Below are 13,131 nucleotides of genomic sequence, written 5' to 3'. Positions count from 1 at the left end.
TCCTGCCACCCGGCGCTGACGGCCGGGAAACGGCGGGGTGACGAGTGCGGTTCCGGGCGGATTTCCCGCGACTTTCCAGGTGCATTAGGGTGACCTAACTCGTAAGCTGTATCAGCTCTCTTCACGCCTTACCGAGCCGACGCGTGTCCCGTACCCGCCGTCGGCCGGGCCGCCCGCCGCACCGTACTCCGGAGACCCCTGTGCCCAGCCCCTACCGCGCCCTGTTCGCCGCCCCCGGCACCAAGGCGTTCTCCGCCGCGGGCTTCCTCGGCCGGATGCCGCTGTCGATGATGGGCATCGGCGTGGTCACGATGGTCTCCCAGCTGACCGGGCGGTACGGACTCGCGGGCGCGCTGTCGGCCACCATCGCGCTGTCGGCCGCGGCGATCGGTCCGCAGATCTCCCGGCTGGTCGACCAGTACGGGCAGCGCAGGGTGCTGCGCCCCGCGACCCTGGTCGCGCTCGCCGCGTCCGCCGGGCTGCTGTGCGCCGCGTACTTCTCATGGCCGGACTGGGTGTTGTTCGTGTGCGCCGCCGGGATCGGCTCGGTGCCCAGCCTGGGCGCGATGATCCGGTCCCGGTGGGCGGCCCTGTACCGGGGCACCCCGCAGCTGCACACCGCCTACTCGTTCGAGTCGGTGATCGACGAGGTCTGCTTCATCTTCGGACCGATCATCTCCATCGGCCTGTCCACCGCCTGGTTCCCCGAGGCGGGGCCGCTGCTGGCCGCCTGCTTCCTGGCCGTGGGCGTCTTCTGGCTGACCGCCCAGCGCGCCACCGAGCCGACGCCGCACCCGCGCGAGCACCACGGCGGCGGCAGCGCGCTGCGCGCGCCCGGCCTCCAGGTGCTGGTGGCCACGTTCGTCGCCACGGGAGCGATCTTCGGGGCGGTCGACGTGGTCACGGTCGCCTTCGCAGACGAACGCGGCCACAAGGGCGCCGCCAGCGTGGTCCTGGCGCTGTACGCGGCGGGCTCCTGCGTGGCCGGGGTGGTGTTCGGCCTGCTGCGCTTCTCCGGGGCCGCGGAACGCCGGTGGCTGCTGGGCGTGTGCGCGATGGCCGTGAGTATGATCCCCCTCCTACTGGTCGGAAACCTGCCGCTTCTGGCCGTGGCGCTGTTCGTTGCGGGCCTGTCCATCGCGCCGACGATGATCACGACGATGTCCCTCATCGAAGAGCACGTACCTCGCGCGAAGCTCACCGAGGGCATGACCTGGGTGAGCACCGGCCTCGCGGTCGGGGTCGCGCTCGGCTCCTCCGTGGCCGGCTGGGTGATCGACACGGCCGGTGCGCGCGCCGGGTACGGGGTTCCGGCCGTGTCCGGGGCCGTCGCGGTCGTGGTCGGTTTCCTCGGGTACCGCCGGCTCTGCAGGCCGGCCACGGGTCGGGGAGGCGTCGTTGAGCAGCACAGCGAGCGGAAAGAACGGCACGTGGCGTAACTGGGGAGGCAATGTCGTCGCCCGTCCCGCGCGTGAGGTGGTGCCGGCCTCGGTGGAGGAGCTGGCGTCGGCGGTGCGGCAGGCCGCCGAGGACGGCCTGCGGGTCAAGGCGGTCGGTACCGGGCACTCCTTCACCGCCGTCGCCGCCACCGACGGTGTGTTGATCCGCCCTCAACTGTTGACCGGCATCCGCGGGATCGACCGGGACGCCATGACCGTCACCGTTGAGGCGGGCACCCCGCTCAAGAGGCTCAACATGGCTCTGGCGCGCGAGGGGCTGTCGCTCACCAACATGGGCGACATCATGGAGCAGACCGTCGCCGGGGCCACCGGCACCGGCACCCACGGCACCGGCCGGAACTCCGCCTCCCTAGCCGCCCAGATCAGGGGACTTGAGCTGGTCACGGCGGACGGATCGGTGCTCTCCTGCTCCGAGAAGGAGAACCCGGAGGTCTTCGCGGCCGCCCGGATCGGTCTGGGCGCTCTCGGTGTCGTCACCGCGATCACCTTCGCCGTGGAGCCGGTCTTCCTGTTGACGGCCCGCGAGGAGCCGATGCCGCTCGACCGAGTTCTCGCCGAGTTCGATCAACTCTGGGCGGAGAACGAGCACTTCGAGTTCTACTGGTTTCCGCACACCGGCAACACCAACACCAAGCGCAACAACCGCAGCGCGGGCCCGGAGCGGCCGGTGGGGCAGGTGGCGGGCTGGTTCGAGGACGAATTCCTCTCCAACGGGGTGTTCCAGGTGGCCCAGTGGGTCGGCCGGGCGGCGCCGGCGACCGTCCCGGCCATCGCACGGCTCTCCAGCAGGGCGCTGTCCGCGCGCGTCTACACGGACATCCCCTACAAGGTCTTCACATCCCCGCGCCGGGTGCGGTTCGTGGAGATGGAGTACGCCGTTCCGCGGGCGGCCCTGGTGGACACGCTGCGCGAACTGAAGTCGATGGTCGACCGCTCCCGCCTCAGGATCAGCTTCCCGGTCGAGGTGCGCACGGCCCCGGCCGACGACATCACCCTGTCCACCGCCTCGGGCCGGGACAGCGCGTACATCGCCGTCCACATGTTCCGGGGCACGCCGTACCAGGCGTACTTCACCGCCGCCGAGCGGATCTTCACCGCGCACGAGGGCCGTCCGCACTGGGGCAAGGTGCACACCCGGGACGCCGCCTACTTCGCCGGGGCCTACCCGCGCTTCGGTGAGTTCACGGCGTTGCGGGACCGGCTGGATCCGGAACGGCGGTTTCAGAACGACTACTTGCGGAGGGTGCTGGGGCCGTAGCGGAGCCGCTGGGCGTGGGGGTGGCCGTCGGTGCCGGGTCCGTCCGGCCGTCCTGCCGCCGCTGCGGGGAGCCGCTGGGTGCGGGCGTCGGGCCGCCGTCGGTGGCGCCGTCGCTCCCCGGCGAGCCGCCGGTGCCCGCCGGGCGGCCGGCCGAGGGGGACGAGGACGTGTCGGGTGTCGCCGGTGACGAGGGTGAGACATCGCCACGGGACTTCGACGAGGTCGAGCCGCGTACCGCGTCGCTGACCGTCGTGCCGGTGCCGCCGCCGAAGCTGTGGCCGGAGACCAGTTCGTACGTCGTGATGCCGGCCAGGGCGAGTCCGAACACGAGGGCGGCGGCGAGCGCCGGGCGCCGCCGGCCGCGTATCCGCGCGCGGTAGACCGTGCCCTCGGTGAACTCGCCGGGCGCGGGCGGGGCTTGCTCGGCGGGCTTGGCGGTGACCGCCGCGCCGCGGATCTGTTCGCCGGTCCGTGAGAAGAAGTGCTGGAAGAGGCTGCCGCCGCAGGTGGCCACGACGCTGACGACGCCGGCCCCGAGGATGGTGCCGTAGACCCCGAAGTAGGAGGCGAGTTTGGCGGCCACGACGGCGGCCACGGCGCTGCCCGCGACCTGGGGGACGCTCAGGTCGAGGCGCCTGCGCCGCGGTTCCCCGCCCTCGTCCCGCCCGCTCGGCTCACCACCGGTATCGGGCCTTTCGCGCATCACCGGACTCTTCCTGCCTTTCGCGTACGTGATCGACCGACCGCACGAGAAGGTGACGTACAGGAGAAACCGATAGTTCCGTTTCCGTGGATTGCGTGAAGTTCGCCACGGTCAGGCCCGTGAAATCCGGGTTGCGGCTGACCGGTTCCCCCTCCTCGCCAGAAGTTGGACGGCGCGCCAATCCACGCACGTGGTCCAAATGGAGTACTGTTGCGAGCCCTGGGTCCGGCCTCCCGCCAGGGTGTCCGGGGCCTTGTTGGACCGCCGGGAGGGGGGCTAGTTGCACAGGGTGACGGAGTTGGTCACTTAGCGTTGCGAATAGGTAACCGTGCCATAACGGCGATCCAGGGCCTGTGCCCGACACGCCGGGCAACTCGGCAAGGTTGTGGCAGGCTGCACCCGGGCAGGCCACACTCGACTAGCGGAAGCAGCGACGCAGGTGACGTCGGCAGGCACCACCCGGGAGGTCCCCATGCCCGAACTGCGTGTCGTGGCCGTCTCCAATGACGGCACACGGCTGGTGCTCAAGGCTGCCGACTCCACGGAGTACACGCTTCCGATCGACGAACGCCTGCGCGCGGCCGTACGCGGCGACCGTCCGCGCCTCGGCCAGATCGAGATCGAGGTGGAGAGCCATCTCCGCCCCCGCGACATCCAGGCGCGCATACGGGCAGGCGCGACCGCGGAAGAGGTCGCGCAGCTCGCCGGCATCCCCGTCGACCGCGTACGCCGGTTCGAGGGTCCCGTGCTCGCGGAGCGCGCCTTCATGGCGGAGCGGGCCCGCAAGACCCCGGTCCGTCGCCCCGGCGAGAACTCCGGCCCGCTGCTCGGCGAGGCAGTCCAGGAGCGACTGCTGCTGCGCGGCGCCGAGAAGGACACCGTGCAGTGGGACTCGTGGCGCCGCGACGACGGCACCTGGGAGGTCCTGCTGGTCTACCGGGTGGCGGGCGAGCCGCACTCGGCGAGCTGGACGTACGACCCGCCGCGGCGGCTCGTCCAGGCCGTCGACGACGAGGCGCGCTCGCTGATCGGCGAGTCCGACGATCTCGCCGTACCGGAGCCGAGCTTTCCGTTCGTACCGCGCATCGCCCGCCTGCCGCGTGACCGCCCGCTGGACCGCTCCCTCGACCGGGAGCGGCCGAGCCTGCCGGCCCAGGCGTCCGAGCCCGCCGAGGAGAGCACGGGCGAGCGGGACTCGCTGACCAGCCTGCTGGAGGCGGTGCCGAGCTTCCGGGGCGACATGGTGGTGCCGGAACGCCCCGCGGAGCCCGCGGAGGAGCCCGTCGCCGAACCCGCCGCGGAGGAGCCTCCCGCCCCGGCGGCCTCGGCCGGTTCCGCCTACGCGGACGTGCTCATGCCGCGTTCGGTCGGCAGCCACCGTGACCGTCTCATCGGGGCCACCGACCGCCAGGCCGAGGCCGACGGGGTCCGCCCGGGCCGCCGGGCGGCGGTGCCCAGCTGGGACGAGATCGTCTTCGGCACGCGCCGCAAGAAGCAGGACTGACAGGTCGTACGACCCATGGGGAGGGGCGCCCGGACTTCCGGGCCCCCCTCCTTGGGCTGTCGGGCTTCTTCAGGCCGTCACTGCGGGTCGGGCCCCACGGCTACCGGCCGGGACGGGTCCGCGGACCATTCGGACCACGAACCCACGTACAGCGCCGCGGGGATGCCCGCGACCGCGAGGGCCAGCACCTGATGGGCCGCCGAGACGCCGGAACCGCAGTACACGCCGACCCGCGTCCCGTCCAGGGCGCCGAGGGAGGCGAACCGGGCCCTCAGCTCGTCCGCGGACAGGAACCGCCCGTCCGGGCCCACGTTCTCGTTCGTCGGCGCCGACACGGCACCCGGGATGTGCCCGCCGACGGGGTCGATCGGCTCCACGTCGCCCCGGTACCGCTCCCCCGCGCGGGCGTCCAGCAGCACTCCGGAGCGGGCCAGCGCGGCGGCACCGGCCGCGTCGAGCAGTCCCGTCTCCCGCGGCACCGGCCGGAAGTCGCCCTCGGCCGGCTCGGGGGTCTCGGTCGACAGCGGGCCCTCCCAGGCGGCGAGCCCGCCGTCCAGGACTCTCACGTCCGGGTGGCCCGTCCAGTGCAGCAGCCACCAGGCGCGGGCCGCCGCCCAGCCCTGGCCGCCGTCGTACACGACGACCGGCCGGTTCGCCGACACGCCCGCCCGGCGCATCGCGGCGCCGAACTCGGCCAGGTCCGGCAGCGGATGCCGGCCGCGCTCCCCGGGGGCCGTGGCCAGTTCCCGGTCGAGGTCGACGAAGACCGCGCCCGGGATGTGCCCGGCCGCGTACTCGGCCCGGCCGTCGAAGGCCGGGGCGCCGCTCGCCGCGGGCACGCTCAGCTGCCAGCGGACGTCGAGCAGCACGGGCGGGGCGTCCCGGGACAGGTCGTGCGCGAGTCGGGATGCGGTGATGATGGCTTCCATGGCCCCATCCATACGTCAGGGGTGGCCGCGTCGTCCAGGTCCGACTACTGTGCTCCGCCGGACGGGCTCGGTCACGTGGCGTACGGGACCGGGCACCTGCTGTGCGGCGGTGGGACGACCGGCGGTCGCCGGGACGCGGGAGGGGCACGGCGGACCCGGCAAGCTCGCGGCGGTGCGCCGCCGGCCGGCGCCGTCGCCGCGTGCGTGCCGTCCCACGGGCGCGAGCGGTGGCACGGAGCGTGCGCGCCGCCCCGCCGCACCGGTTCCGCGGAGCGGAAGCGACACGGCCACCGTGAGGGGCCGGGGAGAGGGTGACGATGACCGAATCACGGGGACCGGCCGGTCCCGACGGCGGCGTGCGCCGGCGCACGCCCGGCACGCCCTGCTGGGTGAGTCTCATGGTGCGCGCGCTGACGGCGACGGAGGAGTTCTACGGGGCGCTGTTCGGCTGGGAGTTCCGGCCTGGGCCGCAGCAGCTCGGACCCTATGTGCGGGCCCTGCTCGACGGGCGGGAGGTGGCCGGGATCGGCCGGCTGCCGCCGGACCGGCCGCTGTCCGTCGCCTGGACCCCCTACCTCGCCTCGAACGACGCTGACCGCACTGCCGAAACGGTACGGCTGTGCGGCGGCACGGTGGGGGTCGGCCCGCTGGACGCGGCCGACGCCGGGCGGATGGCGATCGCCTCCGACCCGTCGGGGGCCGTGTTCGGGATCTGGCAGGGCGGCGCCCACCCCGGTGCGGCCGTCACCGGGGTGCCCGGCACCCCGGCCTGGAACGAACTCGTCACCTTCGAGACGGCTAGCGTCGTCAAGTTCTACACGACGGTGTTCGGTTACGGGCAGGAGCCGGTCGTCTCCGCCGGCTTCGACTATGTCACCCTGCACATCGACGGCCGTCCGGTGGCCGGTGTGCACGGCATGGGGCACGGGCTGCCGCGGGACCGCGGCCCGCACTGGCGTACGTACTTCGAAGTGGCCGACATGGACGCGACGTTGCGCCGGATCGTCGAACTCGGTGGCCAGGTGCGCAAGCCGGCCCACGACAGCGACCACGGGCGGGTGGCCGCCGTGGCGGACCCCGAAGGGGCCAGGTTCTGGCTGATCCAGAGCCCGCGCTGACCTCCCGAAAGCGGAGCGCCCCCGTGGTGCGCGGCGCACGCGCCCCGCGGCCGCGGTGCGTTGCCGAGGGCCCCAGCCGTCCACAGCGCACCCACTCCCCGTTTCGTCCGACTCGGTCAGGCCCTTGGGAGCGGCAGCACGCCCGGCGTCAGGGCCGCCGCTCGCGCCGTCGCACTCCTCGTCCGCCGCCGACGGCGGCGCAGCGCCCCGGTCATCGGGTGCGCCGGTCAGGCCGAGGTCACGGGCAGGACATCGGGAGACAGCGCACCGGCGCGGGCGGTCGCCGCGGTCATGCGGCGGCGGTGATGACGGCGGCACAGGACCTCGTACCCGATCTCCGCCTCGGGGCGGTTCACATCGCCGATGACCACCTGCGCACCCTCGACCACCATCTCGCCGCCCACCGTGCGCGCGTTGTGCGTCGCCCTTGCTCCGCACCAGCACAGCGCCTCGACCTGAAGCGTCTCGATCCGGTCGGCCAGCTCGATCAGCCGCTGCGAACCCGGGAACAGCTTGGTGCGGAAGTCCGTGGTGATCCCGAAGGCGAAGACGTCGAGCCCGAGGTCGTCCACGACCCGGGCCAGCTGATCGATCTGTTCCGGCGCCAGGAACTGCGCCTCGTCCACGATCACGTAATCGGCCTTGCCGCCCCGGGACAACTGGTCGACCAGGTAGGCGTACATGTCCATGCCCTCGGCCGCCTCGACGGCCTCGGTCACCAGGCCCAGCCGCGAGGACAGCTTCCCCTCACCGGCCCGGTCGTCGCGCGTGAAGATGACGCCCTTGAGCCCCCGAGCCGAACGATTGTGGCCCATCTGGAGCGCCAAGGTGCTCTTGCCGCAATCCATGGTCCCGGAGAAGAACACCAGCTCGGGCATGGGAAGTCGAGGACCTTTCGACGAGGGCGGCACAGGGCGGTGCTGAACGGTGCTGACGGGTGCTGACAGGTGGCTGAATCGTGCGGTGGACGACGGCGTGCGCCCGGAGGCGGTCGGGTCGTCAGGAGCGTACTTCGAGCAGCGGGACCAGTTGCTCGGCAGGGGTCATCGAACCGTGGTTGCCGACCATCGCCGACTCCTTCGGCTCCCGCTCGGAGGCGATGATCAGCACGTCGTCGTGGGCCGCCGCCAGCACGTCGCCCAGCCGCGCGTACACCCGGTCGTCGCAGGCGCCGGGCGGCCCGAACCAGCCCGCGGCGATCGCCTCGTCCCGCGAGGCCACCCAGAACCGCTCCCCCAGCACCTCGCGCCAGCACGTCAGGACGTCGTCCTCGGCGCCCGGAAGCGCGTAGACATGCCGCGCGCGCCCCTCGCCGCCCAGCAGGGCGACGCCGGCCCGCAGTTCCCAGTCCTCGTCGAAGTCGATGCGGTGCTCTTCGTCGAAAGGCACGTCGATCATGCCGTGGTCGGCGGTGACGTAGAGCGCGCTGCGCGGCGGCAGTTGCTCGGCGAGGCGCTGGGCGAGCCGGTCGACGTACATGAGCTGGCCGCGCCAGGTGTCGGAGGCGACGCCGTAGCGGTGCCCCGCACCGTCCAGTTCGGCGTAGTACGTGTACACCAGGGCCCGGTCGGCGGCGGCCAGTTGCTCGGCCGCGAGGTCCACGCGGTCCTCGCCGCTGAGCCGCCCGTGGAACGTGCCGCCGCTGAGCGCGACCTTGGTGAGCGGGGTGCTCTCGAAGGCCGGGGAGGAGACCTGGGCCGCGTGCACGCCCGCGTCGTGGGCGAGCTGGAAGACGGTGGGGTACGGCTGCCAGTCGGCCGGCGGGGTCCACGGCTGCCAGCGCAGCTGGTTCATCAGCTCGCCGGTGGCCGGGTTGCGCACGGTGTAGCCGGGCAGGCCGTGCGCGCCCGGCGGCAGTCCGGTGCCGACGGAGGCGAGGGAGGTCGCGGTGGTCGCCGGGTAGCCGCTGGTGATCGGCCGGCCGGTGCCGCCGCGAGAGCTGCCGAGCAGCGAGGTCAGGAAGGGCGCCTCGGCGGGATGGGCGGCCAGCTGCTCCCAGCCGAGCCCGTCGATCAGGAAGACACAGTTGCGGTCGGCGGCGGTCAGCTCCGGGATCGCCGCGGTCATGCCCGGTACGGCCATCCCGGCGGCCAGGGTGGGCAGCAGGTCGGCGAGCGAGCCGCTGCCGTACTGGGGTGGCGGCGCGGTGTCGAGGGCGAGCGGTTCCGGGTGCGGGTCCCAGGCTGTCTGCACCATCAGCGCGCGATGTCCGCGGTCGCCTCGGAGATGGCCTGGGCGAAGGCGAGCGCCTGGCGCACCGTCTCCGGGCCGTCCCCGGCCTCGCTGACGCGCAGGCTGAGGTCGTCCGCCGTCGAGCTGCCCGTATAGCCGTGGTCGGCCTCGCAGTTCGGGTCGCCGCAGGCGGCGGGCTCCAGATCGATACGGGAGACGGCGCCCCAGCCGATGGTCAGCACGACCTCGCGGGGCGGCGTGCCCGGCGTGTACTGCTCCGGGTTGGCGACGACGCGGCTGACCACCACGGACGAGATCCGGCCGAGCTTCACGGACTCCGTGGAGGTGGTGGCGTACGGCGTCGGGGAGGTGCTGTCGTCGGCCTGCTCGTCGGTGTGGCTGACGATGAAGCGGGTGCCGGTGAGGACCAGCACGGTCACATGCCGGCGGACCTCGTTCTGGTCGAACGTCGTCTCCTGGTGGACCAGGTACGACCGCATGGGCTCGCCGCCCACGGCGGCCTCCACCGCCTCGGCCACGAGGGCCGGGTAGTAGCCGCTGCGCTCGATCGCCGCACGCAGCCCCTGGGTCGTCGTACTGGTCTTGGCCATGGCGTCCATCCTAGTCCGTGGGCCCACAGGCTCCGCCCCGGTCGTCGGCACCGCCCCGGCGGTCGCCTCCGGCCGTGAAGGGCCCGCCCCGGCAGAACGGCCGCGGACACGGAAAAGCCGAGCTGGCGGGACAGCCCCGGGCCCGGGAAAGCCGGTCCACCGCCAGGGCGGCTCCGGACCCGGGAGAGCCCGTCCACCAGGGCGGCTCCGGGCGCGCGTGAGCCGAACCGGCGGGACCGAGCGTGGGTGGGCGTGGGTGGGCCGGGCCGGCAAGGCGGGTCCGGACAGCGGTCGGACCGATCCGGGCCCGGTCGGGAGCCGGGGTGTGGGCGGGGATCAGTACGCGGGCAGTGTCCGGGGGCCGAGGTCGTCGCGGGCCGGTGGGGGCGCGAGCCGCACCGTGGCGTCGAGCACGCTCAGCCCGTGCGGGGCGACGACCACCGGCTCCAGGGTGACCGCCACCACCTCGGGGTGGTCGTCGACCAGCCGGGAGACGCGCAGCAGCAGCTCCTCCAGCGCGGGCGTGTCGGCCGGCGCGGAGCCGCGCCAGCCGAACAGCAGCGGTGCGGTCCTGATGGCGCGCACCAGCGAGGTCGCGTCCCGGTCGGTCACCGGGATCAGCCGGTGCGCCGTGTCGCCGAGCAACTGCGAGGCGGCCCCGGCCAGTCCGAAGGAGAGCACGGCCCCGGCCGCCGGGTCGATCACGGCCCGTACGACGGTGTCGACGCCTCGGGGTGCCATCGACTGCACCACCGGGCGCAGTTCGACGGGCTTTCCGAACAGCTCGGTCAACTCGGTGTAGGCGCGGCGCAGTTGCTCCTCGTCGGCCAGGTCGAGGCGTACTCCGCCCAGGTCGGCGCGGTGCCGCAGGTGCGGCGCGGTCGCCTTGAGGGCGACCGGGTAGCCGAGGGCGCGGGCGGCCTCGGCGGCGGCGTCGGGGGTGGGGGCGGCACGCGCGCGGCGCACATGGATGCCGTACCGCCCGAGCAGTTCGCAGGTCTGCTCCTTGCCGAGCGTGAGGCCCTGTCCGCGGGTGAGCAGGCCGTCGATCAGCTCGGCGGCGCCCTTCTCGTCGATGTCCTCGTACTCGGGCACCTTCCCGGGCTCGGCCGCCTCGCGCCGCCACTGCGCGTACTTGACGGCTTCCGCCAGTGCCCGCACCGCGCGTTCGGCCGCGGGGTAGGCGGGTATCAGGCGGGAGCCCTCGCGCGGCGCCTCGGAGGCGCTGCTCTCCTGGTCCCGCGGCGCCTCGGAGGTGCTGCTCTCCCGGTCCCGCGGCGCCTCGGAGGCGCTGCTCTCCCGGTCGCGCGGCGCGGCGGGCGGCTCCTGGGCCGGGACCGGCGGGCTGGTGCGGACCTCGTCCACGGAGGCATACGGCCCGGCCTGCGGTGCCGTGCCGGACGCCGCCGACAACGCCTCGGCGAGGCCGCCGAGTTCGACATGCACGACGAGCACGGGCTTCGCGGGTGCCGCCGCGGCGGCGGACCGCAGGGCCTCGGCCAGTTCCGCGTCCCCGGGCGGGCCCTCCCCGAGCGCCGGGATGGCCGTGACGACGACCGCGTCACAGGTGTCGTCCGCGAGCGCCCGGGACAGCGCCCGGTGGAAGTCCCGTGCCGTGGCCCCGGTCGTCAGGTCCAGGGGGCGCTCCGGGCGCAGCCCCTCGGCCAGGCACCGGTCGTAGGTGAGCAGCCCCAGCGACTCGGAGTTCCCGAGGATCGCCACCCGGGGCCCCGCGGGCAGCGGCTGGCGCGCGAGGAGAAGTCCCGTGTCGACCAGTTCGGTGATGGTGTCGACCCGGACGACGCCCGCCTGCCGCAGCAGCGCGGACACGGTCGCGCGCGGCAGCCGGGTGGCCCGGACCGCGTGGCCCTGCGGTGCGGTGCCGGCCCCCTGGACCACGACCAGCGGCTTGGCCGCGGCCGTCCGGCGCGCCAGCCGGGTGAACTTGCGCGGGTTGCCGATGGTCTCCAGGTACATGAGGACGACATCGGTGTCCGGGTCGTCGTACCAGTACTGGATGAGGTCGTTGCCGGAGACGTCCGCCCGGTTGCCGGACGACACGAAGGTGGACACGCCGGTGACGCCGGTGACGCCTCCGCCGCGCCGGTGCAGCCGGGACAGCAGGGCGATGCCGATCGCCCCGGACTGGGCGAACAGGCCGATCCGTCCGGGGCGCGGCAGTTCGGGCGCGAGCGAGGCGTTGAGCCGCACCTCGGGAGAGGTGTTGATGACTCCGAAGGCGTTCGGCCCGACGAGCCGCATGCCGTACGTGCGCGCCTGCCGGAGGAGGGCGCGCTGCCGCTCGCGCCCCTCGGGCCCGCTCTCCGCGTATCCGGCGGAGAGCACCACGAGGCCCTGCACGCCGTGTGCGCCGCAGTCGGTGACCGCCTCGGTGACCTGTTCGGCCGGGACGGCGACGACCGCGAGGTCCACGGGGCCCGGGATGTCCCGGACCGAGCGGTACGCGGGCATGCCGTCGACCTGCTCCAGCTCCTCGGGGAACGCTGTGTTGACGGCGTACAGGCTCCCGGTGAATCCTGCGTCCCGGATGTTGCCGAGGACGCCGCGGCCGACGCCGCCGGGCGTGCGGCCCACGCCGAGGACCGCGACGGAGCGGGGTGCGAGCAGCCGGCGCACCGACCGCGCCTCGGCGCGCTGCTCCCGCGCGCGCTGCACGGCGAGCGAGCGGTCGGTGGGTTCGAGGTCGAACTCCAGGCGTACGACGCCGTCCTCGAAGCTGCGCTTCTGGGTGTAGCCGGCGTCCCTGAACACCTTGATCATCTTGGTGTTGGCGGGCAGCACCTCGGCGGCGAAGCGACGGATGCCGCGTTCGCGGGCGACGGCGGCGATGTGCTCCAGGAGGGCGGAGGCGACGCCGCGTCCCTGGTGCGCGTCCTGCACCAGGAAGGCGACCTCGGCCTCGTCCGCGGGGCCGGTGGCGGGCGCTCCGCCGGCGCCGACGCGGTCGTAGCGTACGGTGGCGATGAACTCGCCGCCGATGGTGGCCGCGAGTCCCACCCTGTCCACGAAGTCGTGGTGCGTGAAGCGGTGGACGTCCTTGGCGGACAGGCGGGGGTACGGCGCGAAGAAGCGGTAGTACTTCGACTCGTCGGAGACCTGCTCGTAGAAGCTGACCAGGCGGTCGGCGTCATCAACGGTGATGGGCCGGATGCGCGCGGTGCCGCCGTCGCGCAGTACCACGTCCGCCTCCCAGTGGGCGGGGTACTCGTGCCGGTCGCGCCGGTCCGCCGGGGTCTGCATGGGCCCCAGAGTACGGCTCGCCAATGACAACGCCGCGAGGCAGTCTGTGGGGGACGGAGTCGGGCCGAGGCCGCGGTCCGACGACACGCCGGAGCGGGTGACAGGCCCGCTCCGG

Annotated in this window: 10 protein-coding genes; 4 read left to right on the top strand and 6 right to left on the bottom strand. The window is 73.6% G+C overall.

Features of this window, described 5'->3' with window-relative positions; all coding sequences use genetic code 11:
* Window positions 1–200: 200 nt before the first annotated feature.
* On the top strand, window positions 201–1,439 hold the full coding sequence (locus AC27LF_RS04330) for an MFS transporter (protein ID WP_479657760.1): 1,239 nt from the start codon (window positions 201–203) through the stop codon (window positions 1,437–1,439).
* Window positions 1,399–2,718: a D-arabinono-1,4-lactone oxidase gene (locus AC27LF_RS04325; protein ID WP_479657761.1), complete on the top strand. Its 1,320-nt coding sequence runs from the start codon at window positions 1,399–1,401 to the stop codon at window positions 2,716–2,718. The genes AC27LF_RS04330 and AC27LF_RS04325 overlap by 41 nt, the downstream gene beginning before the upstream one ends.
* Here the strand turns inward: AC27LF_RS04325 and AC27LF_RS04320 are convergent.
* Window positions 2,642–3,421 carry a hypothetical protein gene (locus tag AC27LF_RS04320; RefSeq protein ID WP_479657762.1) on the bottom strand — a complete coding sequence of 260 codons (780 nt, stop codon included), beginning with the start codon at window positions 3,419–3,421 and terminating at the stop codon, window positions 2,642–2,644. The two genes, AC27LF_RS04325 and AC27LF_RS04320, sit on opposite strands and share 77 nt — an antisense overlap.
* Window positions 3,422–3,893: 472 nt before the next feature.
* On the opposite strand from AC27LF_RS04320, the gene sepH reads away from it, so the two are divergent.
* A complete protein-coding gene (sepH, locus tag AC27LF_RS04315; RefSeq protein ID WP_479657763.1) occupies window positions 3,894–4,925 on the top strand; it encodes a septation protein SepH in 1,032 nt (343 codons plus the stop codon).
* A gap of 77 nt (window positions 4,926–5,002) precedes the next feature.
* On the opposite strand, the gene AC27LF_RS04310 is transcribed toward sepH, so the two are convergent.
* On the bottom strand, window positions 5,003–5,854 hold the full coding sequence (locus AC27LF_RS04310; RefSeq protein ID WP_479657764.1) for a sulfurtransferase: 852 nt from the start codon (window positions 5,852–5,854) through the stop codon (window positions 5,003–5,005).
* Between the two features lie 317 nt (window positions 5,855–6,171).
* Between AC27LF_RS04310 and AC27LF_RS04305 the strand changes: the two genes are divergently transcribed.
* A complete protein-coding gene (locus AC27LF_RS04305; RefSeq protein ID WP_479657765.1) occupies window positions 6,172–6,972 on the top strand; it encodes a VOC family protein in 801 nt (266 codons plus the stop codon).
* 227 nt (window positions 6,973–7,199) lie between these two features.
* On the opposite strand, the gene AC27LF_RS04300 is transcribed toward AC27LF_RS04305, so the two are convergent.
* The 4 genes from AC27LF_RS04300 to AC27LF_RS04285 all read right to left on the bottom strand — a co-directional run bounded on the left by AC27LF_RS04300 (window position 7,200) and on the right by AC27LF_RS04285 (window position 13,016).
* Window positions 7,200–7,850, bottom strand: a complete 651-nt coding sequence (locus AC27LF_RS04300; RefSeq protein WP_479657766.1) for a thymidine kinase — start codon at window positions 7,848–7,850, stop codon at window positions 7,200–7,202.
* A gap of 121 nt (window positions 7,851–7,971) precedes the next feature.
* Complete coding sequence (locus AC27LF_RS04295; RefSeq protein WP_479657767.1) at window positions 7,972–9,168, bottom strand: alkaline phosphatase family protein; 1,197 nt, start codon at window positions 9,166–9,168, stop codon at window positions 7,972–7,974.
* A complete protein-coding gene (locus tag AC27LF_RS04290) occupies window positions 9,168–9,764 on the bottom strand; it encodes a DUF5998 family protein (RefSeq protein ID WP_479657768.1) in 597 nt (198 codons plus the stop codon). The genes AC27LF_RS04295 and AC27LF_RS04290 overlap by 1 nt, the downstream gene beginning before the upstream one ends.
* 327 nt (window positions 9,765–10,091) lie before the next feature.
* Window positions 10,092–13,016 carry a GNAT family N-acetyltransferase gene (locus AC27LF_RS04285; RefSeq protein WP_479657769.1) on the bottom strand — a complete coding sequence of 975 codons (2,925 nt, stop codon included), beginning with the start codon at window positions 13,014–13,016 and terminating at the stop codon, window positions 10,092–10,094.
* Window positions 13,017–13,131: the final 115 nt, after the last annotated feature.

The sequence above is a fragment of the Streptomyces diversicolor genome (assembly GCF_057537855.1).
Note: the sequence above shows the minus strand (reverse complement) of the source record. Positions and strands in the feature narration are given on the sequence as shown.